Below are 26,530 nucleotides of genomic sequence, written 5' to 3' on the forward strand. Positions count from 1 at the left end.
TTTAACATAACATATTCTACGAATTTAATAAATTTATTTGATAAAAAACACATTTAGCATGATTTTTGCATTACTTATCCTAATATAATAAACTATTAAATAATAAAAAAAGCCTTAACTTGTGATTAAGGCTTTTTTTATTGTTCTAGAATTCAGCGCTTTTCGGTGTTCTAGGGAAAGGAATTACATCTCTGATATTAGTCATCCCTGTTACGAAAAGAACTAATCTTTCAAGTCCTAAACCAAAGCCTGCATGCGGTACAGAACCGAATTTTCTGGTATCAAGATACCACCAAAGTTCGTGCTCATCTACGTGCATATCTGCCATTTTCTGTTTTAAAACATCTAATCTTGCTTCTCTCTCAGATCCTCCGATGATTTCACCGATACCAGGAAAAAGAACATCCATAGCAGCAACGGTTTTGTTGTCATCGTTCAGTTTCATATAGAAAGCTTTGATTTCTTTCGGATAGTCAAATAATACTACCGGGCTTTCAAAGTGTTTTTCAACAAGATATCTTTCATGCTCAGACTGAAGGTCTGTTCCCCATTTTTCAACAGGGTAAACAAATTTTCCTTTTTTATTTTCTTTAGAGTTCAATAAAATTTCGATCGCTTCCGTATAGCTTACACGCTTAAAACGCTTCGCTACTACATTCTGAAGTTTTTCGATAAGACCTTCTTTTGCTCTTTCTTTTTCCGGTTTTGTCTTTTGTTCTTCCGCAAAACGGTTGTCCAGGAACTCAAGATCATCTTTGCAGTTATCCAATACATACTGGATCACATATTTTAAGAAATCTTCCGCAAGGTCGATGTTATCTTCAAGGTTGTTGAATGCTACTTCCGGCTCAATCATCCAGAACTCGGCAAGGTGTCTTGTTGTGTTAGAATTTTCAGCACGGAAAGTAGGTCCGAAAGTATAAATTCTTCCCAATCCCATTGCTGCAGTTTCTCCTTCAAGCTGTCCTGAAACGGTAAGGTTTGTTTTCTTACCGAAGAAATCCTGTGCAAAATCAATTTCACCTTCCTCAGTTTTTGGCATGTTGTTCAGATCAAAGTTGGTTACCCCAAACATTTCACCCGCTCCTTCCGCATCTGCACCTGTAATGACCGGTGTGTTGATATAGAAAAACTGGTTCTGGTTGAAGAATGAGTGAACTGCAAAACTTACTGCGTGACGCACTCTGAACACCGCTCCGAAAAGGTTTGTTCTGAATCTTAAGTGAGCCTGCTCACGAAGTTTCTCAAGACTGTGTTTCTTAGGCTGAAGAATTGTACTCTGAAGTTCTTCTGTAAAGTTATCTCCTAAAATAATGATCTTTTTAGCGATAATTTCCACAGATTGTCCTGCTCCCTGGCTTTCCACCACTTCTCCTACTACTTTCAGGGAAGAAGCTGTACTGATATTCTTAAGAATAGCCTCATCAAAATTTTCGAAATCAACAACTATCTGCAAATTATTAATCGTAGAACCATCATTAAGCGCAATAAAGCGATTAGCACGGAAGGATCTTACCCATCCGTAAACTGTAATGTCATGATGTAATACTTTCTTGTAATCCTTTAGGATTTCTTTGATCGTTTGCTTTTTCATTTGTTGATGATAAATTTTTTATATAAAAATTAATGTCTGCAAAGTTACAAAAAAACAGCGCAACTTGATGATTGCGCTGTCTTTAAAAATCATTTAACAGGTATTTAAACTCTCCGTTCAGTAAATTCACCTTTTTTCTTCTGCAAAATCTTCTGCATTTCAGGGTTACATTTCCACTCAATATTGTCCTGAACTTCAATAATATCCGGAATACCTCCGGAATAAACACACTTACACTATCACTTTTAAAAAGAATAAAATATGATTTTACTCTGAGTTTTCATGGAATTAGTTTTATTGAAATGGTTATTAGTTTTTAAGTGATAAGTTCGTGGTAAATTACCGGGTTATACATCCATTTTTAGACTATACTATACTTTTAAACTGTGTGGCGGATTAACCGGATTTACTGTTTAATGATTTTTAAATGATCACTACACTTTACATCTCTAAATTCTGAACAATTACTTCATGATTTACTTTTTAGTTTTCTTGGTTATTAGTTTTTATCCTCTCCTTCATTATTAGTTTTTATGATACAATTCCCGACTTGCTTTTTTTTTATGATCAACAGTTTGGAACTGATATCTTGTATTGTGCACATACAAAATAAATGGTTGTGTTTTTACCTGAAGCAAAGATGCAGGATGTGGAAGAATGAAACAAGGGAATGCTTTATAGATTCATAAATTTATATACCTAAAAACATGAATTTATAAACAATAAAAAACTAAATATCAACAACTTAATATTAATTCAAAGACATATTTTCAATTTCTTTCAAGTAGATAGAAAGTGGTGTTCCGGTTCGTTTTTTGAAGGCTAAGGTGAAGGCCTGTTCATTATTATATCCTAATTCTTCAGCGATAAAAGGAATTTTATAAGACCTGAATTTTTTGTCATTGGCCAGTCTGCTGATGGCATAATCAATACGAAGATCATTGAGATAGGTTGCAAAGTTTTTCCCTTTGTAAGTATTGATAATTTCTGACAGATATTTTGAGTTTGTTTTTATTTTTTTGGCAAGACTTCCCAATGTGATACCCTTATTCAAAAACTGATCATTGTTTTCAAATATTTCAAGTTCTTTTAAAATAGTCTGGGCAATATCTTCAGAAATAGTTCTCGATATTTTGTCCTCAACATTTTCTGTACTGACTGTTTGAACAGGCGCTGCTGAAATTTCATTCTTAATTTCCGGACCTCTGTTTTTTTCGCCTTTATTTTCATTAACAGATTGAATAAGATCCTGGGCAATCTTCTTGTAGTTCTTTTCAGATTTTTTATATTTAAAATAAACGTTGATAAATAATAAATGTGAAATCAGCAAAAGACTTAAAACAATATAGAAAAGACTTTTTCTTTTCGTAAGCTCATTGGTTATGCTTTCTTTTTCCTGCTGAAGTTCCGGAGTATCATATCTTCTCGGAAGCTCTCTGGAAATATACCTGAACTGCATATCCAGCACCTGATCTACTTTTAAAAAACGGTCTACATAATACAGCTGCTTTTCCTTATCACCGTTTTCTTTATAATAATCAATAAGGTAAGTATATACATCTCTCAGCTCAGGATAGATATAGTTGGTTTTAAGAACCAGAGAATCTATTTTCCTGAAAAAGCCAACTGCTTTTTCTTTTTCCTGAAGTCCGGCATAGGACTTTCCTAAATACAAAAGTGTATAATTCTGGTTTCTTTTACTTCCATTATGATTTGTAAAGAAATATTTTTCGCATTCCAATAAGCCATCAATGGCTTTCTGATAATTTCTGGAATGCAGATGATAATATCCAAGCAGCCCAAGATTCTGATGATATCGGTAAACATCTTTATTTTTTTTAGAATCCAGCAACCCGTCTTTTATCAGTACATAAGCAGAATCCATTTTATTGATCTCTATGTAAGCATCTGCCAGATTCAGTTTGAGAGAATTTTTCTCATCCTCATTCATATAATCTGTATCATAAGCATAGTGTCTCAGTACTTTTGCTGTCTCTGCATGTTTTCCTATATAATTGTTCAGATGGGCAATACTGATATGGGCCATAGCAATCTGCCTCTTATTTCCTTTTTCTTTTGCATATTTCAGTCCGAGGATATAATTATTGAATGCAGATTGAAGATTGTCATTCTTAGAGTATAAATTTCCTCTTAGCAAATAAATTCTCGCCGGATAGATATTTTCTTTGGAATTTTTTGTGATGTACTGTAAGCTGTCTAAGTATTTTAATGCGTTGGGTAAGTCTTCTGCAAAATGAAGCATTACATATCCTTCCGCAATCTGAGTGGTGTTTTTTTCAGATTTTGCCTTTTTAAGATAATAATCGGCAATACTTTTACTGTTTATTTCTCCCGCAGGACTGTTGTAGAATTCTTTTTCCAATTCCTCATAAGTCCGTTCTTCCAGAGAATTTTTTCTAATATTCAGGGTTTGTGCATGATAAAACACAACCCCTATAATCAAAAACAGTAGTAAAGATTTTATTTTCATCATTCATCCTAGCTATATTACAAAAATATTATTTTTCTTCAGTAGATCCACCACTCCTTTTGCTTTTTTTCCATGTATTCATCCATATTTTTATTAAAATTCGGGATAATAATTCAATAAAAAGTGAATACATTCTGAATATTATACTTTTTTCTAATATCATTTCCATTCTACTTTACCTTCCAGATAGTACACTCTTCCATTGCTCTCATAAAGAAGATCATATCCTTGAGAGGTCAGATAAAAATGACATACTTTCATTTCACCATTTCTGTCTTTAAACTGAAGAACTGCAGGACACATTTTAGCCTGATCCATTTTCTTTACAATAAGATTAAAATCCTTCTGAATATTTTTTTTACTGTACAGAGATAACATCCGATCATTAATAAAACGAATATATTTCAAAGATGAAAGAGGATAAGTAATCAATTCAAAAGGCTTTCCTGCAAGCTTTGCAGCATTCTCATTGAAAAAATTCGTGATCGAAATACTATCCTGTGTAATAGTTTTCACCACACTTGATTCATATCTCTGACCATCCGCAAATTCCATACTGTATATGGCTTCCATTTTAATAGCAAAACCTTTCCCGGATTTTCTCAAATCAGTAAGATCTGTAAATTCCTTTCCTTTTTTAACAACAATCAAAACATTTCCTTCTCCGAAATCACAGTCATAATATTTTTTATAATCAAAAGGCTCTTCTGTTTGGGTATTTACTGTGTCATTTGCTGTATTTTGTGAAAAAATACGTACTGAAAACAGGAATAAAAATACTATTAGTTGATAATTTTTCATGGCTTGATTATTTACTTAATTGTTTCAGGTATTGATAGTGTGAAGCCACGGCATTCACAATACTTTTCTCATGGTATGGAAAATTGTTTCTGGCAGCTGCTTTTTTGATGGCAGGAGTAATAATGGTATAGACTGTGTGTGGCAAACCTGGAAAAAGATGATGCGCCGCATGGGAATTGAACCCTCCGAAAATCCAGTTGGCAAAACTGCAGGTTGGATGATAATCCAGAGAGACGGCTAACTGATGCTCATAATAATCATATGGCAGATATCCATTTTCATCTGCCTGGGGGAAATCAGTTTCAAGACTCAGATGAGAAATAATCAGGGTCAGAACAAAAAACAGTGAAATGGTCACATGCATGATAATAAAAGAGATGAAAATTGTCATGACCGAAATATCTGTAAAAAGCACTGGCAACATCAGCATATAGCCGAAGTAAGCTAATTTTAGCAGGATAACTTCTGCTACAGATAGAATAGAATGTTTCTGATTTCTGAGATTAGCCAGGTCTTTCTTCCTTACATACATAAAATCTTTGATCATAATCCAATGCAAGGTGTAAAAACAATACAGCACAGTAGCATATACATGTTGGTAGGCATGGATTCTTCTTTTGGGATGATGTACAGACAAGCGCAAAAAAATATTATCATCGATATCAGCATCACAGCCATCCACATTAGGAAACACATGATGAGAAGCAATATGCCTCTTCCTCCACAGTCTTGCATTTACGCCCTGCAAATTAAAAGTGATATAGTAAATAATCCTGTTGAGTTGTTTATACTTTGAGAATGTATTGTGCACACAATCATGAGCACAATTAAAAGCCAGCAATATTCCGGTAAGTCCTAAAGCAATATAATTCAAAGTTACCAGCCAGTTCTTATCTGATATATAAGGATTGAAAAGATTAGCATAAAGAAGCAGAAAGGCCAGAGCATACAACAGGAATTTTATGATCATCAATCTTCCGGCCTTTTTCATCACTTCATCCGTCAGCAATAGATCCACCTCTTTACGCAATTCCGAGTAGAAAGAAGAGGTTGCTTTTTTAAATCTGATTTTGGGTTTCATAATCACTTTTTATTTACTTTCTGTTTCTTAAAATTCCAGTTGATCAAAGGCAGTTTCCTTCTTCCGTTCTCATTCCATCCTCCAATCTGTATTCCACGGAAATCCTTACATTGATTGTACAAACCGATCTGTATTCCCCGGCATTTCTGCCCGATATTCGCCAATGGCGCTACAGAAACCCCTTTCATCTCATGATGCAGATTAAAAAACGGAGAAACAGACATTCCGTTAGTCACTGCATACGTATTGACATTACTTGAAACATTAATCTCCAAACCATTGGTAACAGTGGGTTCCAGGTTAATAAGCGACAGCTGAAGTCCGTTAATGGTATTCATCTTTTCGCGGGGAACAATTACATAATCATCGTTAACTGGCGGTTGTAAATTGAAAAGCATTAATGGCGGAAGAAAAATTCCTACAAAATTGAATCCCATGGCTAAGCCATTTACTTTTTTAGGCTTAAAATATTCTTCCTCGTCAAAATATTTAAATAAAATTCCGTTGACATTTCTGGTAGTCTTTGAAGGTGAAGCTGCAATCAGTCTTGGTTTCAAAGAATCCACTTTCAGATTATCTGATGCATAAACCAGACTATTGACTAAAAGAACTGCTGTTAATAATATAATTCGTGTTTTCATAACTCGTTGTTTTAAAATTACAGTTCAAAATTATCCGCAGAAGCTCCAGTTCCGAATGTGAAAAAAAATTAAAAAAAACATCGTGTTTGCGAAAATCACAAAATACGGGTTGAAAGCCTGAAGAAGGAGGCTGGAAGTTACTCTCAGTGGTTCCACAAAAAACACTACATTTGTGAAAATCACAAAACTATGCACCAGGAAGCTCTGCTGAAAGAAATCCGAAGAAAAATAGGGGAGAAATCTTTAAATGACGAGATTGCCAACATTCTTAATATCAGCTATGATGCGGCTCACAGAAGGACTTCTTTGAAAGCCAAGTTCAGTTTTGAGGAAGCTCTGGAGCTTGCCAAATACTATCAGATCTCACTGGATCAGTTTCTGGGAACGGAAAATCAATTAGTCGTTAAGAGAACACAACCTGTAAAAACGACCGAAGATCTTTTAAACTATTTCGAGAACTCCTTGAAGATTTTGAATGTTTTTCAGAATATCAATAATTCCAAAGTATTTTATTCCGCAAAAGACATCCCTTTTTTCTATACCATTTCAGATTCTGTTCTGTCCCGTTTTAAGTTTTATGTCTGGATGAATTTGTTGAACCAGGATAAATTTTTAAGTCCGTTTGACGAGTTCACAATGAAATATCATTCTGTAAAAAATGAAATGCTGAAAGATCTTTACGACAAACAAAACGTAACGGAAATCTGGAATGATACCACCATTATGAGTGCATTGAGACAAATTTCGTTTTATTATGAAATGGGATTATTGAAAAAGAATGATGCAGATCTTATTCTGGAAGACCTGAAAAAGTTACTGGTAGGACTGGAAATTAAAACACTGGAAAAAAATAATTTTCAGATCTATGTGAATGATTTAGTCATTTTAAACAACGCTATTCTATTCAAAAATGAAGAACAATGTTCCTTTTTTGTACCTTTCAGCATGTTCGGATATATGATGACCAATGATAAAATAACGTGTGAAGATTCGCTGAGCTATTTTGAGCATCAGATCAAGAACTCCAGATCACTTAATGAATCAGGAAACAGAGAAAGGAAAATGTTTTTTAATAAAATGTATGAACAGATTGACCGATTAAAACAAAATTTATCATGAATACACTTCGTAACGGCGAATATTTTGGAGACACCAATCAAAGGGTCAATTTAGAAGGATTGACCATCACCGATACGGAGTATACTCATTCTTATGTAGACTGGCATTATCATGAAAATGCTTATTTCACTTTTCTTCTTCAGGGGAATATGACGGAAGGAAACAGAAAGGAAGCCTACGACTGTTCTGCCGGAACATTATTGTACCATCATTTGGAAGATCCGCATTATAATATTAAACCGGATATTTTCACAAGAGGCTTTCATATTGAGCTTTCACAAAGTTGGTTTGACCGGTTTGATATTCAGAAAAGTAAAGTGGAAGGCAGTTTTAACATAAAAGATCCGGCTTTAAAACTATTGGTTTATCAGATGTTCAAAGAAACCAAAGGTGATGATATTTCACTTGAACTGGCTTTTAATCAACTATTGCTACATCTTTTCAGCCAGTTGACCCAACAAAAAGAAAGCACAGAAAGAAAACCTTTATGGGTAGGACAGATTAATGAAATTCTACATGAAAGCTTTACGGAAAGCCTTAATCTCAAAGAACTTTCCAAAACCCTGAACATCCATCCTATTCATCTCAGCAGAGATTTTCACAAATATTTCCACTGTAATCTGAGTGAATATCTCAGAAAATTAAAACTCAATAAGTCTCTTGAACTTCTCACTTCATCCCATTCTTTAACGGATATTGCATTAGGGTGCGGTTTTTCAGATCAAAGCCATTTTACACGCTGCTTCAAAGAAAATATAGGAATTACACCGCTGAAATACAGAAATCTTCTGAAAAATCATTGAAAGTTGTTTGAAATTAAAGAGGGGTTTGGATTTTGTCATAGACTACGGTCAATCTGCGATTTCTAAAAAGGTAGGAATCTTGTTATTCATCAATTGTTTGAGATTCTTCATTATATTTCATTCAGAATGACACGCGTTAAATAACACCATTCACGATTTGGATACATCATTCCCCGATTCGGCTACATTTACCTTTTCGTAAGTTTCCATCTTTGTACCATCATTTAAACAAAAAAATATTTAAAAATGGAAACAAAAAAAGTATGGTTCGTGACAGGAGCTTCAAAAGGATTAGGATTCGAGTTGGTAAAAAAATTACTATCCGAAGGGTTTCAGGTTGCAGCTACTAGCCGTACTGTTGAATCCCTGATCTCCACCATCGGAGAAACTTCAGAAAATTTTCTTCCGCTTAGCGCCAACATCACAGACAATAATGACATCAAATCTGCCATTGAAAAAACAGTTCATCACTTCGGACGCATTGATGTGGTGGTCAACAATGCAGGCTATGGACAAATCGGAACGCTGGAAGAACTGACAGATGAAGAGGCAAGAGAAAATTATGCAGTGAATGTTTTCGGAACCTTAAATGTGATCAGAAATGCCATGCCTTATCTGCGTGAACAAAGATCAGGAAACATCTTCAATATTTCTTCTGTTGGTGGATACTCTGCTAATTTTCCAGGCTGGGGAATCTATTGTTCTACGAAATTTGCCGTTGCAGGATTTACGGAAGCGCTGGCAGAGGAAGTAAAAGACTTCGGAGTTCATGCTACGGTTGTTTATCCCGGATATTTCCGTACCGATTTCTTAACCAAAGATTCTGTGAAAACGCCTTCAAATCCTATTCAGGCTTATGAAGCTGCAAGAAATTCGGAACAGGCGCACCTTAACGAAATCAATGGAAACCAGCCTAATGATCCTGAAAAAGCAGCCGATGTTCTGATCCAGATCAGTAAAGAGAAAAATCCTCCGGTCCATTTATTATTAGGGGTAGGAACCATAGAATTTCTCAATAACAAAATTGATATTTTAAAGAAAGACGCTGAGCAATGGGAAAGTCTTACTGTTTCTACTGCAATTTAATATGATAATCATATCCTTCGACTCCGCTCAGGATGACATTTCTAATACTGAATGTTTTAATTTATATGCATGGATTAAATATAAAATTTTAGAGAAGTCTGTCTGAGCTGAGCCGAAGACTTTTTGAAATGTATTATACTTTTTATAAAAACAACTAACTTCGCTCTATGAAACAACCTGTTCGTTTTAATTCTATATCAGATTTTCATGCTTTCTGCAGTCTTCCGAATCCTGAGCATCCGCTGATCAGTTTGATCGATTACAGCAAGGTTCGTTATGTTGTAGAAAATGAGGAACTGAAGTGGATTCAGAATTTTTATTCCATTGGTTTGAAAAAAAATGTCACTCCAAAATTCAATTACGGGCATCAGCAATATGATTTTAATTCAGGAGTGCTGTGTTTTGTTTCACCGCAGCAATATTTAAGTCTTGAAATCAACCCGGACGTAGAAGTAGAGCCTACAGGATTTTTATTGTTGATTCATCCCGATTTTCTGTGGAATACTTCATTAACCAAAAAAATAAAATCGTATGACTTCTTCAGCTACCAGGTAAAAGAAGCTCTTTTCCTCTCTGATAAAGAAGAGAAAATCCTGGTTGATATTTTTAAAAACATTGAACGTGAATATCAGACCAATACCGATAGATTCACACAGGAACTGATTATTACCCAGATTGAATTATTACTGGTTTACTCTGACCGTTTTTATGAAAGGCAGTTTTTCACCAGAAAAAAATCAAGTCATGAATTGTTATACAAATTTGAAGACATTCTTTCTCAATATTTCGAAAGCGGAAGTCTCCTTGAAAACGGGATTCCATCAGTGAAGTGTATTGCTGAACAGATGAATATTTCTCCCAATTATCTGGGAACACTTTTACGTCTTCACACCCAACAAAATACACAACAGCATATTCAGAATAAATTAATTGAATCTGCCAAAGAACGATTAAGCACTACAAGTTTATCCGTAAGTGAAATTGCTTATGAGCTGGGATTTGAGCATCCGCAGTCTTTCAGCAAACTTTTTAAGCAAAAAACAAATCAGTCACCAGGAGAATTCAGAAAGCTTTTCAATTAGCACTGCTTTGAAATGATCATTATAAAATAGCAATGTTAATTTCATTCTATTTTGTGATAAGGAAGTTCATTATTTTTGTTTAAATACTTCTTTAAGATGAAACTAATCCTATTATTGATCTTTATTTTCACATTTTATTTCTATCAGGGACAAAGTAAAAAAGATATAATCAATGTTGAAAAAACAGAGAATCCAATTCAGAAAAAATATTCCGGAAAAATTGTTTTTCTAAGCCAAAACATAGCCACGGAAAATCTGAGAGATTCGGATATTCTTAATTCTGCAATATTTCAGGAAAATGGTGATCTTGGTATTCATGCCTTCTTTGATAACTCTCTGGTTAATTATCTGCATCAGCTTGAACCCCTTCTTTCTGTGGATGAACTGCTGAAAAAAGGAAATTATCAGTTCTCATTTTATGTAGACGGAAAACTTATTTATCAGGAAAATCTCAATACAGGAGCGGGAACTTCCGACCATAAAAAATTCAAAACCAGCTTACGAATTCCTCTTCTCAGCAGCAAAAATGAAGATTCCTGGGGAAGGTATTTATGGATGCGTTTTTATATGGCTCATAACGGAATTGATGCGCTGACAGCAGGAAATCATATTTTAAAAATTGAAATCAGACCTTATATCAATACTTCTACGATCCAAACGGGATCAGTCATTGCAGAAGGACAAATCAATCTTACGGTTCCTGCTCAAAACACTACAGAGCAGCAAATCGCCATTCAACCTATTCAGTCCAATAGTGGTTGGAATATTTCACAGGAAAGAATCAATACGGAAAGCATCAGAACTCTGAATAAGAAAATTGCAGAGAACAGGTTCAAAAATATCACCGGAATTGTCATTATAAAAGAAGGAAAGCTTCTTCTGGAAGAATATTTCAACGGATCCGGAAGAGACTCTTTGCAGGACACACGATCGGTAGGAAAATCTTTTTCTTCAGCTTTAATGGGGATTGCTATTAAAGAAGGATATTTAAAAAGTGAAAACCAGAAACTGAGTGAATTTTATGACCTGAAGCTCTTTAAAAACTATTCTCCTCAAAAAGATAATGTCACTATCAAAAGTTTACTGACAATGAGTTCAGGGTTTGACGGAAACGATGAGAACTACGAATCTCCCGGAAATGAAGAAAATATGTACCCTACTGAAAATTGGGTAAAGTTTACTCTGGATCTTCCTATGACGGAAAATCCCATTGGTAAAAATTGGAGTTATTTCACAGCAGGAGTAGTAGTATCCGGAGATATTCTGGATAAAACTGTTCCACAGGGATTAAAAAATTATGCCGATCAAAAGTTGTTTCAACCTCTTGGAATTACAAATTACAAATGGCAGTTTACACCCCAGCAAAAGCCTTCATTGGCAGGAGGACTTCGCATGAAAGCACTTGATTTTGCAAAATTCGGGCAATTATATCAAAATAATGGCGTATGGAGTGGAAAAATCCTATTGAGTAAAGAATGGATTCAGAAATCTTTCACCAATTACTTCACAGACAATCCTGATTTTGAAGGATATGGATATTTATTCTGGAAAAAAGTTTATACTGTGGGAAACAAAAGTTATGAAGCTTTCCAATCCAGTGGAAATGGGGGAAATAAAATTATTATTTTCACTCAGATACCAGTTGTCATAGTAATTACAGCGCAAGCCTACAACAAGCCCTACGCACACCAGCAATCTGAAAAAATAGTACAGGATTATCTTTTACCCGCCTTAAAAATGAGTAATGAATAATCAGTAATGAGTAATGTAGAAAAGTGAGAAAGAATAGCTTATTGCTTATTGCAATACTATTCGTCTTTTTTGGAAGGAACCAGAAATACATCAATAAGACCTTCAGGAAGTTCCATTTTGATTGTTCTTTCTTCCCTGTCAACTGCAAGAATCCAGTCTTTGATCATAGGAATTACCACTTCTTTTCCATCCAGATTGGTAATGAAATACACCTGTGCTGTCTGATCGTTTACTGATCTGATCACTCCACAGTTGTTGTCATTCTGGTCAAAAATTTCAAATCCGATGATTTCGTGGTAGTAAAATTGTTTTCCTGAAAGTTTAGGCAGTGAAGCAAGTGGAAGGTAAACACTTTTACCCAATACCTGATCTACCATCGCTTCAGAAGAGTTTTTGAATGCAAGATTCAGAGCATCCAGTTTGCTCCATGATGATTTTTCAATAAAAAATGGAACCAATAATCCGTTGATTTCAACGAATATTGATTCCAATTTATTGTAAAGCTCGGGTTGATCGGTATCCAATTTAAGGATCACGTTACCCGCAAGTCCATGTCTGCGTGTGATTTTTCCTAAAAAATAGCAATCTTCTTTACGCATAACAGGTTTTGTTCTTAAGCTTCAGTGTTTTCTTCAGTTTCAGCAGCAGGAGCTTCTCCTTCTGTAGCTTCAGCAGCAACTTCTTCAGCAGGTGCATTAGCAGCTTCTTCAGCAGCTTTAGCATCAGCTTCAGCTTGTGCAGCAGCAGCAACTCTAGCTTCGTTTACTTTTACTTCAGCATCTAAAGCAGCTTTCTTAGCATCAGCTTTAGCAGTAGCTAAACCTTCTACTTTACCTTGTACTTTAGCATCTTTAGCTTCTACCCAAGCATTGAATCTTTTTTCAGCTTCAGCTTCGTCAAAAGCACCTTTAGCTACACCACCTTGTAAGTGTTTTTTGTAAAGAGCACCTTTGTAAGATAGAATAGCTCTAGCAGTATCAGTAGGCTGAGCACCGTTGTTTAACCACTTTACAGCAGAATCAACGTTCAATTCGATAGTTGCCGGGTTAGTAATTGGGTTGTAAGTACCTAGTTTTTCGATGAATCTACCATCTCTTCTAGCTCTAGAATCTGCAACCACGATGTGGAAAAAAGGTTTTCCTTTTTTACCGTGTCTTTGTAATCTGATTTTTACTGACATAATGTTTGAATTTTACGGGAACTCGTCCCAGTTAAATATTTAAGAGTGCAAAGATAGTAAAAAAGTTTGAAGTAAAGAGCTCTGAGTAAAAAGTTTTATAAAATTCATTATTTTTTAACTAATCAGTGCAAAAGAGAATACTGTTGAAATAATCACAGAAATTAAAACTGCCATAAAAACAACAAAATTATCTCTTGTTTTTCCTGTAATCCCATAGATCACCAAATAGTTGATGATATACGCAGGCACCAGTAGAAAAAATGAAAACTGCCCGGTAGATGTAAGCACAGCCTTAAAAAAAAGACTCCCGGTTACAGAAGCTATGATAAGCCCTAAAAGACTTTTAAAAATGATTTTCTCATCTATCTTATCATTTTCTTTGACTTTTGAAAACTGATCAAATTTATTCAGAATAAAAATCTTTAAATCGCTGCTGCTAATCATTTCTGAAGAAATATTTTCAAGGATAACATCTATATTTTCTCCCTTTTGTACCCTTTTGTGTACTTCAAATGAGATTCTCCCTTTTTCTTTGACTAAAACTTTCCTGTATTCTGCTGCTTTTACAAATTCATCATAATTGAATTGCTGACTGATGGCTTCCCGCAGTTCATCATTGACTTTACCAGTATGATCAGTCATATGAAGATAGGCAGCATGAAGATCTTCTTCATTATAATTTCTGTAAATATTCTTCATCTACACCGTTCCCATATAGAAAAGTCCAAGGCACTTCTGGTTTTCCTCAATGGTCAGAGAGTCTTTCAGCTCGTCCACGATTTTAGGAGAACTCCAGTAACACCCGATATTATTTGCTGTACAGCTAAGATACATATTCTGAACCGCCATTGAAGTCGCTGCTATTTCTTCCCATTCCGGAACCATACCGCTGAAGTTGACAACAATAGAAACCACAACATTGGCTTTATTGATTTTAAAACCGATATCGTTGTATTTTTTTTCTAAAAAAAGTTGTTCTGGAGTAACGGTCTTATAGATAGCCTGCATTTCTGCTGCCAGCTGTGCTTTTTCTTCTCCTTTGAATATTTTGAAACGCCATGGCTTAGTACGTTTGTGATTGGGAGCAAACGTGGCAGAATTTACAATCTCTTCCAAAACTTCCTGAGATATTTCTGTGTCTGTATAATCTTTCGGGAAAATACTTCTTCTCTCCTCTATAATTTCTTTTAAAATGGTTGCTTTACTCATACCTGCAAATTTACAACATGAAATTCAATCTTCATTTTAAAATGTTAAGGATGTATAGCCAGTTTACGATTTTTATACGCCTGATAATTGCTTATGATAAATGTTGCGGCAATGATTAAAGCAATCAGAATACCCAGCCATTTTTCATAGACTTCCCCTTTTGCCGGGTTCAGCATAAATAACACAATAAAACTTATGGAATATACTACCCCGGCAATGATCCATCTGTTATCGGGATCAGGATATTCCTTCACGGTACTTGCTTTATTGTAATTAAAAACAGGAAGCAGTTTATGTTGATCCCAAATGACCAATATCAGTACGGCAACCATCATTAAGGAGGTGATTATCCAGGTCCCCGAAAAGGAAAGGCTGAGGGTAATAACCCAGATATTACTCAAGATAGCCAGAAACATCAATGCACCCAATGTTGCAAAGCGCTGTGTCATCAGTAAAATTCCGGCTGCCACCTGTGCCAGTCCTAAAAAATTCCAATAAAATCCGGATTGATATAAAGCTTCAAAAAAGTATCCGATTGGGTTATCAGCTGAAATTCTGGTAAACCTTTCTCCCATAAGCTTTATTAAACCTGATGGAAAAAAAGCAGAGCCTACGAGATAACGAAGGTGAATAATGATCCACTGATTAATTCTGCCTGTTCTTAATTGTTCAAATTTCATAGTATAGTATTTTGCATAGCAAGGTACTAAATAAAAATAAAACTTCAAATATAAATCTGAAGTTAATCTTATTAAGATGAATAACTATATGATACTGCAGAATCTTATTTACAATACCTCTACAATCTTCTGATGGATTTTATTCAGGGTAAACTCGTCTCCGGGTCTCATTCCCATCATTTTTCTGGCCATGGGGCTTTCCGGAGAAATAGCGTAGAATCTGTCGCCCTCAAAAAAGAACTCTCCCAGCGACACAGAAATATAGAACCTGGCTTTATTGGTAATCACCAGTGAACCGAGCTGTACCCTTTCTGTAGCTGTATTCAGAACCTTTGCCATATTCCTCTTAAGATCATTCAATGCGCCGAGTTGCCGCTGCATCTGATAAATTTCCTCCTGCATTTCTTCTCTCATGCTGTCATATTTCGGAGTTTTTTTGATGTCACGGCTGGCTTCCATGGTAAATTCGATAAAGTTTTTAAGCTTCTCAATTTTCTCTGCGATGGTGGTCTTCACAAAGTCTCTGATATCACTTTTTTCAAATACAATCTTCTCCATACAATCTATTCTTTATATAAAGATAATATTTTTAGAATAATATTTCTTTGACTTTATACAAAAACGATAACAAAATAAAGAGAAATATGATTTATTCAAATAATAGGTTCTCATAAAAAATCCCTGCAAAATTTACAAGGCTTTCTTATTATTTTTCGGCTAATTTCTTAAGATTATCCAGACCCTGGCCAAACATTTTATCCATGTTATTATCCATCATAGGCTTCATAATCTTCATCATACTATTCAGTTCATTATCTATCATCCAGGTTACTCTGGTTCCATTCCCTTCACGAGTCAGCACAATATTAGCTTTTGCATCTCCTTCAAAAGGTTCTATAAAGTGAAGTTTTGTCGCCATTTTCTGATTAGGGATCAGTTCGGTAATAGATTGTTCACCTTCCCCTACATTTTTATCACCCTTCCAGTGATAAGAATCTCCTAATTTATCTCCTTCTCCTGAATAGGTAATCACAATATTTTTATCGGCTTTGGAGAAAGGATCCCATTGGTTATATCCTTTTAAGTTCCCCGTATAAGTCCATACTTTTTCCTGAGGTGCGTTGATGACAACAGATTTTTCATAGTGATAGTCTTTACTGAAAGCCAGCACAGCAATGACAGCATAGATAAGAATCAGTACGATGATGATACCGATAATTTTTAAGAGTGTTTTCATAGTCTATATATTTAAGGTTATTTATTTTAATGATGACTTTTAAATCTGTTTTCAAAATTAAATATTCCCATATCACTCCTTCTTTCCATATGACAAGATTAATTAAAGATAAGGTATTTTTGTCATAACTTGCCAGTAAGGCATTATTTTTGAGCATTTCAGCTGTGATTCCCGATGAATCATTACATTTACCTTATATAAAAAGATCAAAAAATGAATATTTTAACCGAAAAATTTAACACACCATATCATTCAGCACCGTTTAACCTTATTAAAAATGAAGATTATCTTCCTGCATTTAAAGAGTTAATTCAAAAATCTGAAGCAGAAATTGAGGCTATTGTCAACAATCCTGAAACCCCTACTTTCGAAAATGTCATTGAAGCATTGGCATATTCCGGAGAGCAGCTGGATGTGGTTTCCAATATTTTTTTCAACTTAAATTCTGCAGAAACCAGCGACGAAATCCAACAGATTGCACAGGAGGTTTCACCAATTTTAACGGAATATTCTTCAAAAATTTCTCAAAACGAAGCCCTTTTCAACAAAATCAAAAAAGTATATGATGAAAAGGAAAAATATAATCTGAATGAAGAGCAGGAAATGCTTTTGAATGAAACCTACAAAGGTTTTGTAAGAAGCGGAGCCTTATTGAATGAGGAAGACAAAGAAAAATTAAAGAAAATCAGCATGGATCTTTCTTTAAAATCTTTACAGTTCGGACAGAATGTACTGGCTTCTACGAATGCTTATTTTAAACATATCATTAATAAAGAAGATCTTGCAGGAATTCCTGAGGCGATCATTGATCAATATGCGGAAGAAGCGAAAGAAAGGAATCTTGAAGGCTGGGTAGTCACTTTACAGTATCCAAGCTATATTCCATTCATGACCTATGCTGAAAACCGTGAACTGAGAAAAGAACTGGCTTTAGCCAATGGCAAAAAGTCTTTCGATGGTGGAGAATTTGACAATCAGAATTTGATTAAAGAACTTCTGAATTTAAAACAACAAAAAGCTGAACTTTTAGGATATAAAAACTACGCTGATTTCGTTCTTGAAGAAAGAATGGCCAAGTCTCCGGTGAAAGTTTTCGATTTTTTAAATGAACTTCTTACCAAAGCAAAACCTTATGCTGATAAGGAAATTGGAGAATTAAAATCTTTAGCAAAAGCTGACGGAATTGAGGAAATGCAAGGTTACGACCATGCATTCTATGCTGAAAAACTTCGTAAGGCGAAATTCGATCTTAATGATGAAGAACTAAAACCCTATTTTCCATTAAACCAGGTACAGGATGCTGTATTCGGACTGGCTGGAGAACTTTTCGGACTGACTTTTGAGGAAAGAAATGATATTCCAAAATACCACGACGATGTAAAAGTATATGAAGTAAAAGAAATTATAGCAGTTTCCAGTACAGGAAAGACAGAATCTGATTATAAGGCATTATTATACGTTGATTATTTTCCAAGAAAGGGAAAAAGAGCCGGTGCATGGATGACCAGCTACAAAAATCAGTACAAACAAAACGGTGAAAATTCCCGTCCGCATATTTCAATTGTCTGCAACTTCAGCAAACCGACAAAAGATACACCTAGTTTACTGACTTTCCAGGAGGTGACTACTCTATTCCACGAGTTTGGACATGCGCTTCACGGCATGATGGCAGATACTCAATATCCTACTCTTTCCGGAACTTCTGTGAAATGGGATTTTGTGGAACTTCCGTCACAGTTTCTGGAAAACTTCTGTTATGAGCCGGAATTCTTAAAAACGTTTGCAAAACATTATAAAACCGGAGAAGTACTTCCTGACGAGAAAATTGAAAAAATTGAGCAGTCTAAAAACTTTATGGAAGGATATCAGACTTTAAGACAGCTAGGTTTCGGACTTCTGGATATGAACTATCACACCAAAGTGGCAGAACTGGAGAACGAAAGCGTAAAAGAGTTTGAAGACAAATATACCAAAGCAACCACTCTTTATCCTTCCAACGCTGAAACGGCAATGAGTCCAAGTTTCTCCCACATTTTCCAGGGAGGATATTCCGCAGGATATTATTCTTACAAATGGGCGGAAGTTCTGGATGCCGATGCATTCCAGTATTTCAAAGAAAACGGAATCTTCAATCCTGAGATTGCAGCCAAATATAAAGTACTGCTTTCTTCAGGGGGAACGAAAGATCCGATGGAGCTTTACAAAAATTTCAGAGGCAGTGAACCAAAAGTGGAAAGCTTACTGAAAAGAGCATTTGGATAGAATACAGACTGTGATGACGACAGAAAAAATTAACATACTGCAAGCTGTTTTTAATCAATCTTTAAAAACAGCTCTTGACCATATTACTCCGGAAAAGATTGATGAAATTCTTGACAACAGAGATTCTGCAGAGTTTTCTGATGAATGGATGAAAGCTTACCAGATGATTGAAGAAAAGCCTTTTGATGAGGAAACGGAAGACAAAATAAGTGATATCCGAAAGGAGATTTTTGTTTCCACATTCAGAAGTACCGGTTCTTCAGATCTTCCGGCTTATATTTCGGATGATTTTGGTTTGATTTGCTCTTACTACATTCATCAGATTGAAAACAGCTGGGTCGCCAATTTGCTTTTCACTTATCTTCATCATCAGATTCCACAAGGTGAACTGATGAAAACAGAGAAAACAATGAAAGAACTGATTCAATAAATCAGGAAAAATATAATAAAAAAGAACAGTAATCGCTGTTCTTTTTTGTTTTAAATTAGTTGCTCGATAATTTCAAAATCAATTCCTGATCTATGACCATTCAAGAACAAATCCAGGGCTACATCAACAGTCAGCCGGAACTGAAACGCAATGATATGCAGGAACTCCACAATATTATTGTGGAGCTCATCCCGGAATGCCAGCTGTGGTTTCTGGATGGTAAAAACAGTGAAAATAAAACCGTTTCCAATCCCAATATCGGATATGGATCATATACCATGCAGTATGCAGATGGAAAAACCAGAGATTTTTATCAGATTGGAATGAGTGCCAATACCACAGGAATTTCTATCTACATTATGAATATCGGTGATAAGGTCTATTTAGCCAAAACATATGGAGATAAAATAGGGAAAGCCAGTGTAACAGGATATTGTATTAAATTCAAAGCGTTGAAAGATATCAACATTGAAATCCTGAAAGCTGCCATACTGAATAGACTTAAAGAGTAAAAAGCTAAATTTGCACCTTATAGTAAACATCCATTCTGTAATTTTAAATAATGAGTACGATAACAACAAGATTAGAAAACGTAAAAAAACTTCAGGCTAAAAGATGGGAAAATGAAGACCATTGGGATACTTTAAATGATCTGTTGGTTAAAGAATTAGATGAAATTTTATTGATTGAGCCTGAAAACACTTCGGCTTTAATCAATATTGGGGCTATTTACTCGGATATGGGAGAAAATGAAAAGGCATTGGAGTATTTAAAAACGGCATTAGATTTGGGTTCAAAAGACAAAAATCTTTTTGTAAATCTCGCTATTGTGCTTGTTTATATGGAGAAACATCAGGAAGAGTATTTGGAATATCTAGAAGAAGCAGAGGATAAAACGGAAGATCCTCTCACTTTTAAAGCGTATTTTGATCCTCAGTCCCGGTAAAATCAAATTAATTAAAAACTTAAAATCATGTTATTAGCCATCTTACTTCCCTTCTTATCTTTCATGGTCCGTGGAAAAGTTTTCACCGGAATTATCTGCCTTATTTTACAGATCACTCTGATCGGATGGCTTCCTGCGGCAATCTGGGCTGTACTTTCTTTAAATAATGAAAGAGCAGACAAAAGAAATGACCGATTGATCAAAGCCATGCGGGAAAATAAAAGATAAAACTTACCCAAGCCTACTACAAACACCTGATTTAAAATCAATTAATAAACATTATCTATTGTTTTTCAGTTTCTGATTTATAAATTTCATCAAAAAAAATTGCGAAACCGAAAAGTTGCACATATATTTGCAACCATATAGTTTCATTTAAAATCATCATCTATGAGAAGAGATATTTTTCAGGCTATAGCAGATCCTACACGAAGAGCTATTATTGCACTGATCGCAGTACAGGCGATGACGCCCAATGCCATAGCAGAGCATTTTGATACGACCAGACAGGCCGTTTCAAAACATCTGAAAATTCTGACAGAGTGTGAATTGGTGACTCAAAATCATCAGGGAAGAGAAATTTATTACTTTCTAGAAATTGATAAAATGAAAGAAATAGACCATTGGCTGGAACAGTTCAGAAAGATATGGGAAAGCCGTTTCGAACAGCTTGACACGTTACTGGCAACTTTGAAAAGCCAGCAGAAATAAAGTTTAATACGACAACCAAACTATAAAAATATTAATATGAAACATCTTCTTCAGTTCGATTTCCTTGCAGATAAGGAAAAGAACACCTTAACCATCAGACGTGAGTTTATGGCGAACAGACAATTGGTATGGGATTGCTACACGAAAAGTGACCTTCTTGATCGTTGGTTCGCTCCCAAACCATTTACTACCAAAACAAAATCTATGGAATTCCGTGAAGGTGGACACTGGCATTATGCAATGGTAGAACCTGACGGAAAAGAATACTGGAGCTGGGTTGGCTATCACAAGATCAATCCAATTGATTCTTATACTTCAAGTGATGCGTTTTGCAATGAAAAGGGAGAAATCAATATAGATCTTCCTCAAGCAGAATGGGTAGTATCTTTCACGGATAAAAATGAGAATACCCTTGTAGAAACTATTGTGACCTATCAATCCTTAGCAGATCTGGAAACCATTATCGAAATGGGAATGGAACAGGGAATGATGGCTACTCTTGAAAAGCTTGACGAATTATTATTAACATTAAACCCATAAAAATGAGCCACAAAATCACAGTTTCTGCCATCATCAGTGCAGATGCAGAAAAAGTATGGAATTATTACACCCATCCTGAACACATCACTCAATGGAACTTTGCTGATCCTTCATGGCAATGCCCATCTGCTTCCAATGATATGAAAGTAGGTGGAAAATATGCAGCGAGAATGGAAGCCAAAGACGGAAGTTTCGGTTTCGACTTTGAAGCCATTTACAATGAAATAAAAGATGGTGAAAACTTTACTTATACCATGCCGGACGGAAGACAGGTACATGTTGACTTTAAAGAAAACAATGGCCAAACCCATGTACATGTAGCTTTTGATCCTGAAAGCCAGAATCCTGAAGAAATGCAGAAAGGAGGCTGGCAGGCAATTCTTGATAATTTCAAAAAGTATGCGGAAGCCAATTAAAAATATTTCAATCAAAAATTGATAAAAGCTGGATGTTTTACATTCAGCTTTTATTTTTCTGGGATCAGAAATCTCTGAAATCTGATATTGTTGTAAATTTACATTTCAAACTCTGAAGGATTGATAGTAAAAAACTACAAACTTCTTTAATCCTTGTGATAAGTCAAGGGTTAGAACCTTGACAAGGATAGAGGATCATTCAGAAAAAATCAAAATGATTTTAATTAAAGAACCACATTTTTTGGAAAGCTATGAAAGAAAATAAATACGACCATCCATCATTTTTTGACCAGTATGAAAAAATGCTCCGTTCTCAGATTGGATTGGAAGGAGCTGGAGAATGGCATACTCTCAAAAATATGCTGCCGGATTTTCATGGAAAAAACATTCTGGATTTAGGATGTGGTTTCGGATGGCATTGTCGTTTCACTATAGAAAACGGAGCCAAAACGGTTACCGGAATTGATCTTTCAGAAAGAATGCTGGCAAAAGCTGTGGAAATCAATAGTCTGCCTGGAATTCAATATGAAAGAATAGCTCTGGAAGAAGTGGATTATCCTGCTGAAAAATTTGATATCATACTCAGTTCTCTCACCTTACATTATGTAGAATCCTTCGATAGTATTGCTCAAAATATCTATAAATGGCTCACACCCGGCGGATCTTTTGTATTTTCAGTAGAACATCCTGTATTCACTGCAGAAGGTGGTCAGGACTGGATATATGATAAAAATGGTGAAAAAATCTGCTGGCCGGTAGACCGTTATTTTATAGAAGGAAAAAGGAATACAACTTTTCTGGGTGAAAATGTCATTAAATACCACCGCACTTTAACTTCTTATTTAAATATATTATTAAAAGCTGGTTTTAAAATCAAAGAAGTTATTGAACCTCAACCAGGCGAAGAGATGTTGAAAGAAATTCCGGAGATGAAAGAGGAACTCCGCAGACCAATGATGTTGCTCATTTCAGCTGAAAAATAATTTTCAACCAGAAATTCCCGCATGCATTCCCCTTATTATCTGATGATGTAAGAAATACTAAAAAAACAATATCATTTTCTGTTTTTCATTCGGAAGAACATCGTCCGGAACTTTAAGAATATAGATCATTACAAAAAACATACAGAGAATAGTGATCAAAAATTGGAGAAAGCCGTTCACCATGGTGGTTCGGTTCTTTATCCTAAAAGAATTGACGAAAAATATGGGTTTGCTGTAGCAGAGTTTGAAGCCCCGGAAGGAAACAGAATTGCACTGCATGAAACCGTAAAATAGCCATACCATTTATTGCATATTATTTTTTTAACAGAATTACCGCATATTTTGTATATTTAAACAACCATTTGAAATCCAACTGGGTAAAGAACTATGGCGGAAGAACTTTATTTCATCAAGACCAATCCAACTATTGCCAAAATTAATTTGTACAATAAGTTGAGCCGTGAAGAAGAAAATATTCTGAAATTTCTTCAGCCTGAAGCGAAAAACACCCTTGAAACCATTAAAGAAAAAATCAAGGATTCTGTAGAAGCACTTACACAGGAAGAACTTTTGCTTATTTTTCAATGGTTTCATAAAGTCTATTCTTCAGATCATGAGGAGACCAAAACACAGCTTTTCATCAATGGTATAGATCTTTTTTATGAAATTCCAACAAATGTTCATGCTGAGAATTTTCTTCAGATTCTTTCGGACTATGAAAAACTGCTGAAACAGGACATGAATTATATTGTGGATTCTAAAAATTTCAATCAGTTTCTGATCTACGGAATTTTTCTGACAGAAATGGTCAACAGAAAACAGCATCCTGATAATATCCTTTGTGAATATCTGAAACCGGATAACCAGTCTTTATACCTTCTGGCAGAAGACCAATGCGGGGTGAAAGATTTTGATCCCAACATCATTCCGGATCTTCAGCACTATTTTAATGATCTCTATGATCTGACCAAGTTTTATAAAGGTTCTATTATTAAACTGGAAAATCAATAAAAAAAAGAGGCTTTTCACGCCTCTATCAACATTTCAGGGTTTTTCATAAGGTAATCTAATGCTTCCTTCACAGCCTGTTCAGGGCTTTTGGGATTGAATCCCAGTTCATTTCTGGCTTTGGAAATATCAAAATCCTGCTGTAATCCTGAAAACATTGCAATATCTTTTCGGGTAAGTACCGGTGGCTTTCTGCTCAGCTTTGCGGTCAATTCCATGATACCAGCAATCGTAAACAGGATCCCTTTGGGAACGGCACGTGGAATACTCAGTTTCAGCTCCGGATAAAGGGTATTGGCAAGAATGGTGGTATCCGTGATTGTCATGCATTTTTCATTGGCAAGAATATAACGTTCACCGGAGCGTCCTTTTTCAGCTGCCAGATAGCATCCTTCCGCAACATCTTTTACATCAATCCAGTTCAGGGTAATTTTAGTATCTACCGGAATTTTTCTATTCAAAATTAATTTGAGAACTCCGTAGGAAACATTTAATGGTAAAAATGCCTTACTTCCAATCATCGCAGAAGGCATCACTGAAACCAGTTCTATTCCCAGTTTTGAAGCCAGCTCAAAAGCCAACTTCTCCCCGTCATTCTTAGAATTATAATACATATCTCTACGATCTGGATTATAACCTTTACTTTCTTTTGTAGGCAAGTGGGTATAATTAAGTGCTGCAATAGAACTTACGTACACTATTTTTTTTACACCTGCTTCTGCCGCTGCTTCGATGGTATTTCGGGTACCTTTGATATTCACGTCATAGATTTCTTTTTTAGGATCTTTAGCCCATAATTTAAAAGAAGCCCCTACCGCGTAAAATGTTTCTACTCCCTGAAGTGCTTTTAAAAAAGAGGTCTTATCAGTAATATCGGCTTGCACCAGCTCACAATCCAATCCTTCAAAAGGTTTTCTGTTCTCTGTATTTCTTACAGCTGCCCGTACCGGAAGCCCTTGTTTTAGTAAGAATCTGACTAAATTATTTCCCAGATGTCCATTGGCTCCTGAAACAAGGCTTAGATTATTTTTTGTCATTGCATAAATTTTAATCTTGCAAAGTTCATTTTCCAGAAACCGGAACCACTTGACTTTTGTTAGTTAATTATTTTTCTCCGGATTCTGCTTAGACTTTCCGGTTTCATTCCTAAAAATGAGGCGATATACTGAATAGGAACATTCTGAATAATTTCGGGATAATCATTCATCAGTTTCAAATATCGTTGTTCAGCATTCAAAACAGATAATTCTCTGGAACGTTTTTCGTTATAGGTAATCGACTGCTGAAAAACCGAAATACTGAAATCTTTCATAGCCTGGCTTTGGCTGATCAGCTGGTCCAGGTTTTCTTTGGAAATTCTTAAAAGCTCAGAATTAGTGATGGATTCTATAGTATTTTCAGAAAGGGTCTGGTTGGTAAAATCTGAATAAGATGTAAAAAATCCCGGTGGACAATTGATATGCGTAGTCACTTCATTTCCATTCTCATCCATATAAAAAAGCCTAATATAACCTTCAATGATATAGTAAAGGTATTCGGGGATTTTCCCGGCCTCTTCTATTATTGTATTTTTTGAAAATGTTACAGGCTCAAAATATTTCCTGACTGCTTCAGTTTCTTCCAGGGTAAAATCATGACCAGAACACATATATTGTAAAAGCTTGTCGTGCATTGAAGTGAATATTTTTAATCCTATACAAAAATACCAAAAGAAAATTTCAATAATTACAAGTTTAAAAAATAGTCACCTATCCATGTAACATCTTGCATTCAATAATTGTCTTTTATACATAACCGAAAGAAAACTGCTACTCCAAATGCAGTAAAAATAATTATTGAACCAGGATAAAAACTATAACACAGCCGGCAGTCTCCTTTTACGATGCAGAACTGCTGGCTTTTTTATGTATCTGCTTTACTACAAAAAGATAGTACCCTACTCCTCCTGCAACATAAGCCAGCACATCAAAAAAATCTCCGGTAAAATGAGTTGATAGTTTGGGACAGATCACTTCAAACAAAAAAGAGAGATACAGCACTGAGGTCAATACAAACTTCAAATCAGGTTTCCATTGATAACCGAGAATTCCATTCATGATATGTTCTATCAGATAACAATACATGGGAATTGTAATACAATCTGTAAAATGGTCATTGATAACGGGAATAACAATTCCGTTTGTTCTCAGCAGAATAATAATTCCCTATGTTGCCAGTCCCAGTAGGAACCAAAAGGAAATTCGTTTATTCATCACATATGCAAAACAGCCATTATTACTCCAAGAATAACCTGCAGTATTTTTGATATAACTTCCCCGGGATCTTTTTGGGTTTCTTGATCAGTACTTTCTGCCAACTCATCATTGAATTTTGATTTACCTTCCATTGTCATAAGATTTGATACTGCAAAGATATCAAATTAGAACAATTGTTCTAATTTTAAAAATATGATTTATATCCACTCTGATATTCTTATCT

General features: G+C 35.2%; 32 protein-coding genes. 16 read left to right on the forward strand and 16 right to left on the reverse strand.

The window, feature by feature from the left end:
- Nucleotides 1–145: 145 nt before the first annotated feature.
- The 5 genes from asnS to DEU39_RS12175 all read right to left on the reverse strand — a co-directional run bounded on the left by asnS (nucleotide 146) and on the right by DEU39_RS12175 (nucleotide 6,608).
- Nucleotides 146–1,594: an asparagine--tRNA ligase gene (gene asnS, locus DEU39_RS12155; RefSeq protein WP_120232085.1), complete on the reverse strand. Its 1,449-nt coding sequence runs from the start codon at nucleotides 1,592–1,594 to the stop codon at nucleotides 146–148.
- A gap of 751 nt (nucleotides 1,595–2,345) precedes the next feature.
- The gene (locus tag DEU39_RS12160; RefSeq protein WP_120232086.1) at nucleotides 2,346–4,088 is read right to left on the reverse strand and encodes a helix-turn-helix domain-containing protein; all 1,743 of its coding nucleotides are present in this window, start codon (nucleotides 4,086–4,088) and stop codon (nucleotides 2,346–2,348) included.
- Nucleotides 4,089–4,244: 156 nt separating this feature from the next.
- Nucleotides 4,245–4,886 (reverse strand): hypothetical protein, encoded by a 642-nt coding sequence (locus tag DEU39_RS12165; protein ID WP_120232087.1) that lies wholly within the window; start codon nucleotides 4,884–4,886, stop codon nucleotides 4,245–4,247.
- A 7-nt stretch (nucleotides 4,887–4,893) separates the two neighbouring features.
- A complete protein-coding gene (locus DEU39_RS12170) occupies nucleotides 4,894–5,967 on the reverse strand; it encodes a fatty acid desaturase family protein (protein ID WP_120232088.1) in 1,074 nt (357 codons plus the stop codon).
- Nucleotides 5,968–5,969: 2 nt separating this feature from the next.
- Entirely contained in the window at nucleotides 5,970–6,608 is a 639-nt protein-coding gene (locus DEU39_RS12175) for a hypothetical protein (protein WP_062673935.1), read from the reverse strand.
- A gap of 189 nt (nucleotides 6,609–6,797) precedes the next feature.
- On the opposite strand from DEU39_RS12175, the gene DEU39_RS12180 reads away from it, so the two are divergent.
- From DEU39_RS12180 to DEU39_RS12200, 5 genes are all read left to right on the forward strand, one after another.
- Nucleotides 6,798–7,727 carry a helix-turn-helix domain-containing protein gene (locus DEU39_RS12180; RefSeq protein WP_120232089.1) on the forward strand — a complete coding sequence of 310 codons (930 nt, stop codon included), beginning with the start codon at nucleotides 6,798–6,800 and terminating at the stop codon, nucleotides 7,725–7,727.
- Complete coding sequence (locus DEU39_RS12185) at nucleotides 7,724–8,530, forward strand: helix-turn-helix domain-containing protein (protein ID WP_120232090.1); 807 nt, start codon at nucleotides 7,724–7,726, stop codon at nucleotides 8,528–8,530. The genes DEU39_RS12180 and DEU39_RS12185 overlap by 4 nt, the downstream gene beginning before the upstream one ends.
- 246 nt (nucleotides 8,531–8,776) lie before the next feature.
- The gene (locus DEU39_RS12190) at nucleotides 8,777–9,616 is read left to right on the forward strand and encodes an SDR family NAD(P)-dependent oxidoreductase (RefSeq protein WP_120232091.1); all 840 of its coding nucleotides are present in this window, start codon (nucleotides 8,777–8,779) and stop codon (nucleotides 9,614–9,616) included.
- 167 nt (nucleotides 9,617–9,783) lie between these two features.
- The gene (locus DEU39_RS12195; RefSeq protein ID WP_120232092.1) at nucleotides 9,784–10,698 is read left to right on the forward strand and encodes a helix-turn-helix domain-containing protein; all 915 of its coding nucleotides are present in this window, start codon (nucleotides 9,784–9,786) and stop codon (nucleotides 10,696–10,698) included.
- 96 nt (nucleotides 10,699–10,794) lie between these two features.
- Nucleotides 10,795–12,450: a serine hydrolase domain-containing protein gene (locus tag DEU39_RS12200; RefSeq protein ID WP_120232093.1), complete on the forward strand. Its 1,656-nt coding sequence runs from the start codon at nucleotides 10,795–10,797 to the stop codon at nucleotides 12,448–12,450.
- 56 nt (nucleotides 12,451–12,506) lie between these two features.
- Here the strand turns inward: DEU39_RS12200 and rimM are convergent, their stop codons facing one another.
- From rimM to DEU39_RS12235, 7 genes are all read right to left on the reverse strand, one after another.
- Nucleotides 12,507–13,049 (reverse strand): ribosome maturation factor RimM, encoded by a 543-nt coding sequence (gene rimM, locus DEU39_RS12205; protein ID WP_062673923.1) that lies wholly within the window; start codon nucleotides 13,047–13,049, stop codon nucleotides 12,507–12,509.
- A gap of 14 nt (nucleotides 13,050–13,063) precedes the next feature.
- Nucleotides 13,064–13,630 (reverse strand): 30S ribosomal protein S16, encoded by a 567-nt coding sequence (locus DEU39_RS12210; RefSeq protein WP_120232094.1) that lies wholly within the window; start codon nucleotides 13,628–13,630, stop codon nucleotides 13,064–13,066.
- 114 nt (nucleotides 13,631–13,744) lie between these two features.
- Nucleotides 13,745–14,329, reverse strand: a complete 585-nt coding sequence (locus tag DEU39_RS12215) for a hypothetical protein (protein WP_120232095.1) — start codon at nucleotides 14,327–14,329, stop codon at nucleotides 13,745–13,747.
- Nucleotides 14,330–14,839, reverse strand: a complete 510-nt coding sequence (locus tag DEU39_RS12220) for a nitroreductase (protein ID WP_120232096.1) — start codon at nucleotides 14,837–14,839, stop codon at nucleotides 14,330–14,332.
- A gap of 44 nt (nucleotides 14,840–14,883) precedes the next feature.
- Nucleotides 14,884–15,519: a DoxX family membrane protein gene (locus tag DEU39_RS12225; RefSeq protein ID WP_120232097.1), complete on the reverse strand. Its 636-nt coding sequence runs from the start codon at nucleotides 15,517–15,519 to the stop codon at nucleotides 14,884–14,886.
- Between the two features lie 108 nt (nucleotides 15,520–15,627).
- Nucleotides 15,628–16,077 (reverse strand): hypothetical protein, encoded by a 450-nt coding sequence (locus DEU39_RS12230; RefSeq protein ID WP_120232098.1) that lies wholly within the window; start codon nucleotides 16,075–16,077, stop codon nucleotides 15,628–15,630.
- Nucleotides 16,078–16,225: 148 nt separating this feature from the next.
- The gene (locus tag DEU39_RS12235) at nucleotides 16,226–16,756 is read right to left on the reverse strand and encodes an SRPBCC family protein (RefSeq protein ID WP_062673913.1); all 531 of its coding nucleotides are present in this window, start codon (nucleotides 16,754–16,756) and stop codon (nucleotides 16,226–16,228) included.
- A gap of 213 nt (nucleotides 16,757–16,969) precedes the next feature.
- On the opposite strand from DEU39_RS12235, the gene DEU39_RS12240 reads away from it, so the two are divergent.
- The 11 genes from DEU39_RS12240 to DEU39_RS12285 all read left to right on the forward strand — a co-directional run bounded on the left by DEU39_RS12240 (nucleotide 16,970) and on the right by DEU39_RS12285 (nucleotide 24,055).
- The gene (locus DEU39_RS12240) at nucleotides 16,970–19,018 is read left to right on the forward strand and encodes a M3 family metallopeptidase (protein ID WP_120232099.1); all 2,049 of its coding nucleotides are present in this window, start codon (nucleotides 16,970–16,972) and stop codon (nucleotides 19,016–19,018) included.
- A gap of 13 nt (nucleotides 19,019–19,031) precedes the next feature.
- A complete protein-coding gene (locus tag DEU39_RS12245; protein ID WP_120232100.1) occupies nucleotides 19,032–19,448 on the forward strand; it encodes a hypothetical protein in 417 nt (138 codons plus the stop codon).
- Between the two features lie 92 nt (nucleotides 19,449–19,540).
- Nucleotides 19,541–19,960, forward strand: coding sequence for a DUF1801 domain-containing protein (locus DEU39_RS12250; protein WP_120232101.1), 420 nt, complete (start codon nucleotides 19,541–19,543; stop codon nucleotides 19,958–19,960).
- Between the two features lie 50 nt (nucleotides 19,961–20,010).
- Complete coding sequence (locus DEU39_RS12255) at nucleotides 20,011–20,394, forward strand: tetratricopeptide repeat protein (RefSeq protein WP_120232102.1); 384 nt, start codon at nucleotides 20,011–20,013, stop codon at nucleotides 20,392–20,394.
- A 27-nt stretch (nucleotides 20,395–20,421) separates the two neighbouring features.
- On the forward strand, nucleotides 20,422–20,622 hold the full coding sequence (locus tag DEU39_RS12260) for a YqaE/Pmp3 family membrane protein (protein WP_202967943.1): 201 nt from the start codon (nucleotides 20,422–20,424) through the stop codon (nucleotides 20,620–20,622).
- 162 nt (nucleotides 20,623–20,784) lie between these two features.
- On the forward strand, nucleotides 20,785–21,105 hold the full coding sequence (locus DEU39_RS12265) for an ArsR/SmtB family transcription factor (RefSeq protein WP_047378845.1): 321 nt from the start codon (nucleotides 20,785–20,787) through the stop codon (nucleotides 21,103–21,105).
- 36 nt (nucleotides 21,106–21,141) lie between these two features.
- Nucleotides 21,142–21,645: an SRPBCC domain-containing protein gene (locus DEU39_RS12270; protein WP_062673900.1), complete on the forward strand. Its 504-nt coding sequence runs from the start codon at nucleotides 21,142–21,144 to the stop codon at nucleotides 21,643–21,645.
- Nucleotides 21,646–21,647: 2 nt separating this feature from the next.
- Entirely contained in the window at nucleotides 21,648–22,061 is a 414-nt protein-coding gene (locus DEU39_RS12275) for an SRPBCC family protein (protein ID WP_062673898.1), read from the forward strand.
- A gap of 251 nt (nucleotides 22,062–22,312) precedes the next feature.
- On the forward strand, nucleotides 22,313–23,044 hold the full coding sequence (locus tag DEU39_RS12280; protein ID WP_120232103.1) for a class I SAM-dependent methyltransferase: 732 nt from the start codon (nucleotides 22,313–22,315) through the stop codon (nucleotides 23,042–23,044).
- 162 nt (nucleotides 23,045–23,206) lie between these two features.
- Nucleotides 23,207–23,338: a VOC family protein gene (locus DEU39_RS24780; protein ID WP_262696572.1), complete on the forward strand. Its 132-nt coding sequence runs from the start codon at nucleotides 23,207–23,209 to the stop codon at nucleotides 23,336–23,338.
- A 93-nt stretch (nucleotides 23,339–23,431) separates the two neighbouring features.
- Nucleotides 23,432–24,055, forward strand: coding sequence for a hypothetical protein (locus tag DEU39_RS12285; RefSeq protein WP_120232104.1), 624 nt, complete (start codon nucleotides 23,432–23,434; stop codon nucleotides 24,053–24,055).
- A gap of 14 nt (nucleotides 24,056–24,069) precedes the next feature.
- Here DEU39_RS12285 and DEU39_RS12290 read toward each other — a convergent pair whose 3' ends face one another.
- From DEU39_RS12290 to DEU39_RS24785, 4 genes are all read right to left on the reverse strand, one after another.
- Nucleotides 24,070–25,089, reverse strand: coding sequence for an NAD-dependent epimerase/dehydratase family protein (locus DEU39_RS12290; RefSeq protein ID WP_120232105.1), 1,020 nt, complete (start codon nucleotides 25,087–25,089; stop codon nucleotides 24,070–24,072).
- 59 nt (nucleotides 25,090–25,148) lie between these two features.
- On the reverse strand, nucleotides 25,149–25,724 hold the full coding sequence (locus DEU39_RS12295; RefSeq protein WP_062673885.1) for a Crp/Fnr family transcriptional regulator: 576 nt from the start codon (nucleotides 25,722–25,724) through the stop codon (nucleotides 25,149–25,151).
- 205 nt (nucleotides 25,725–25,929) lie between these two features.
- Nucleotides 25,930–26,148 (reverse strand): hypothetical protein, encoded by a 219-nt coding sequence (locus DEU39_RS12300; RefSeq protein ID WP_147367588.1) that lies wholly within the window; start codon nucleotides 26,146–26,148, stop codon nucleotides 25,930–25,932.
- A gap of 155 nt (nucleotides 26,149–26,303) precedes the next feature.
- Nucleotides 26,304–26,438: a hypothetical protein gene (locus DEU39_RS24785; RefSeq protein ID WP_262696573.1), complete on the reverse strand. Its 135-nt coding sequence runs from the start codon at nucleotides 26,436–26,438 to the stop codon at nucleotides 26,304–26,306.
- Nucleotides 26,439–26,530 lie beyond the last annotated feature (92 nt).

This window comes from Chryseobacterium sp. AG363, from assembly GCF_003610675.1.
Classification (GTDB): Bacteria; Bacteroidota; Bacteroidia; order Flavobacteriales; family Weeksellaceae; genus Chryseobacterium; species Chryseobacterium cucumeris.

What these genes read in the sequence shown, in the direction of transcription:
- asnS (WP_120232085.1), bottom strand. Translation starts at nt 1,594, where the DNA reads ATGAAAAAGCAAACGATCAAAGAAATCCTAAAGGATTACAAGAAAGTA.
- DEU39_RS12160 (WP_120232086.1), bottom strand. Translation starts at nt 4,088, where the DNA reads ATGATGAAAATAAAATCTTTACTACTGTTTTTGATTATAGGGGTTGTG.
- DEU39_RS12165 (WP_120232087.1), bottom strand. Translation starts at nt 4,886, where the DNA reads ATGAAAAATTATCAACTAATAGTATTTTTATTCCTGTTTTCAGTACGT.
- DEU39_RS12170 (WP_120232088.1), bottom strand. Translation starts at nt 5,967, where the DNA reads ATGAAACCCAAAATCAGATTTAAAAAAGCAACCTCTTCTTTCTACTCG.
- DEU39_RS12175 (WP_062673935.1), bottom strand. Translation starts at nt 6,608, where the DNA reads ATGAAAACACGAATTATATTATTAACAGCAGTTCTTTTAGTCAATAGT.
- DEU39_RS12180 (WP_120232089.1), top strand. Translation starts at nt 6,798, where the DNA reads ATGCACCAGGAAGCTCTGCTGAAAGAAATCCGAAGAAAAATAGGGGAG.
- DEU39_RS12185 (WP_120232090.1), top strand. Translation starts at nt 7,724, where the DNA reads ATGAATACACTTCGTAACGGCGAATATTTTGGAGACACCAATCAAAGG.
- DEU39_RS12190 (WP_120232091.1), top strand. Translation starts at nt 8,777, where the DNA reads ATGGAAACAAAAAAAGTATGGTTCGTGACAGGAGCTTCAAAAGGATTA.
- DEU39_RS12195 (WP_120232092.1), top strand. Translation starts at nt 9,784, where the DNA reads ATGAAACAACCTGTTCGTTTTAATTCTATATCAGATTTTCATGCTTTC.
- DEU39_RS12200 (WP_120232093.1), top strand. Translation starts at nt 10,795, where the DNA reads ATGAAACTAATCCTATTATTGATCTTTATTTTCACATTTTATTTCTAT.
- rimM (WP_062673923.1), bottom strand. Translation starts at nt 13,049, where the DNA reads ATGCGTAAAGAAGATTGCTATTTTTTAGGAAAAATCACACGCAGACAT.
- DEU39_RS12210 (WP_120232094.1), bottom strand. Translation starts at nt 13,630, where the DNA reads ATGTCAGTAAAAATCAGATTACAAAGACACGGTAAAAAAGGAAAACCT.
- DEU39_RS12215 (WP_120232095.1), bottom strand. Translation starts at nt 14,329, where the DNA reads ATGAAGAATATTTACAGAAATTATAATGAAGAAGATCTTCATGCTGCC.
- DEU39_RS12220 (WP_120232096.1), bottom strand. Translation starts at nt 14,839, where the DNA reads ATGAGTAAAGCAACCATTTTAAAAGAAATTATAGAGGAGAGAAGAAGT.
- DEU39_RS12225 (WP_120232097.1), bottom strand. Translation starts at nt 15,519, where the DNA reads ATGAAATTTGAACAATTAAGAACAGGCAGAATTAATCAGTGGATCATT.
- DEU39_RS12230 (WP_120232098.1), bottom strand. Translation starts at nt 16,077, where the DNA reads ATGGAGAAGATTGTATTTGAAAAAAGTGATATCAGAGACTTTGTGAAG.
- DEU39_RS12235 (WP_062673913.1), bottom strand. Translation starts at nt 16,756, where the DNA reads ATGAAAACACTCTTAAAAATTATCGGTATCATCATCGTACTGATTCTT.
- DEU39_RS12240 (WP_120232099.1), top strand. Translation starts at nt 16,970, where the DNA reads ATGAATATTTTAACCGAAAAATTTAACACACCATATCATTCAGCACCG.
- DEU39_RS12245 (WP_120232100.1), top strand. Translation starts at nt 19,032, where the DNA reads ATGACGACAGAAAAAATTAACATACTGCAAGCTGTTTTTAATCAATCT.
- DEU39_RS12250 (WP_120232101.1), top strand. Translation starts at nt 19,541, where the DNA reads ATGACCATTCAAGAACAAATCCAGGGCTACATCAACAGTCAGCCGGAA.
- DEU39_RS12255 (WP_120232102.1), top strand. Translation starts at nt 20,011, where the DNA reads ATGAGTACGATAACAACAAGATTAGAAAACGTAAAAAAACTTCAGGCT.
- DEU39_RS12260 (WP_202967943.1), top strand. Translation starts at nt 20,422, where the DNA reads ATGTTATTAGCCATCTTACTTCCCTTCTTATCTTTCATGGTCCGTGGA.
- DEU39_RS12265 (WP_047378845.1), top strand. Translation starts at nt 20,785, where the DNA reads ATGAGAAGAGATATTTTTCAGGCTATAGCAGATCCTACACGAAGAGCT.
- DEU39_RS12270 (WP_062673900.1), top strand. Translation starts at nt 21,142, where the DNA reads ATGAAACATCTTCTTCAGTTCGATTTCCTTGCAGATAAGGAAAAGAAC.
- DEU39_RS12275 (WP_062673898.1), top strand. Translation starts at nt 21,648, where the DNA reads ATGAGCCACAAAATCACAGTTTCTGCCATCATCAGTGCAGATGCAGAA.
- DEU39_RS12280 (WP_120232103.1), top strand. Translation starts at nt 22,313, where the DNA reads ATGAAAGAAAATAAATACGACCATCCATCATTTTTTGACCAGTATGAA.
- DEU39_RS12285 (WP_120232104.1), top strand. Translation starts at nt 23,432, where the DNA reads ATGGCGGAAGAACTTTATTTCATCAAGACCAATCCAACTATTGCCAAA.
- DEU39_RS12290 (WP_120232105.1), bottom strand. Translation starts at nt 25,089, where the DNA reads ATGACAAAAAATAATCTAAGCCTTGTTTCAGGAGCCAATGGACATCTG.
- DEU39_RS12295 (WP_062673885.1), bottom strand. Translation starts at nt 25,724, where the DNA reads ATGCACGACAAGCTTTTACAATATATGTGTTCTGGTCATGATTTTACC.
- DEU39_RS12300 (WP_147367588.1), bottom strand. Translation starts at nt 26,148, where the DNA reads ATGAATGGAATTCTCGGTTATCAATGGAAACCTGATTTGAAGTTTGTA.
- DEU39_RS24785 (WP_262696573.1), bottom strand. Translation starts at nt 26,438, where the DNA reads ATGGAAGGTAAATCAAAATTCAATGATGAGTTGGCAGAAAGTACTGAT.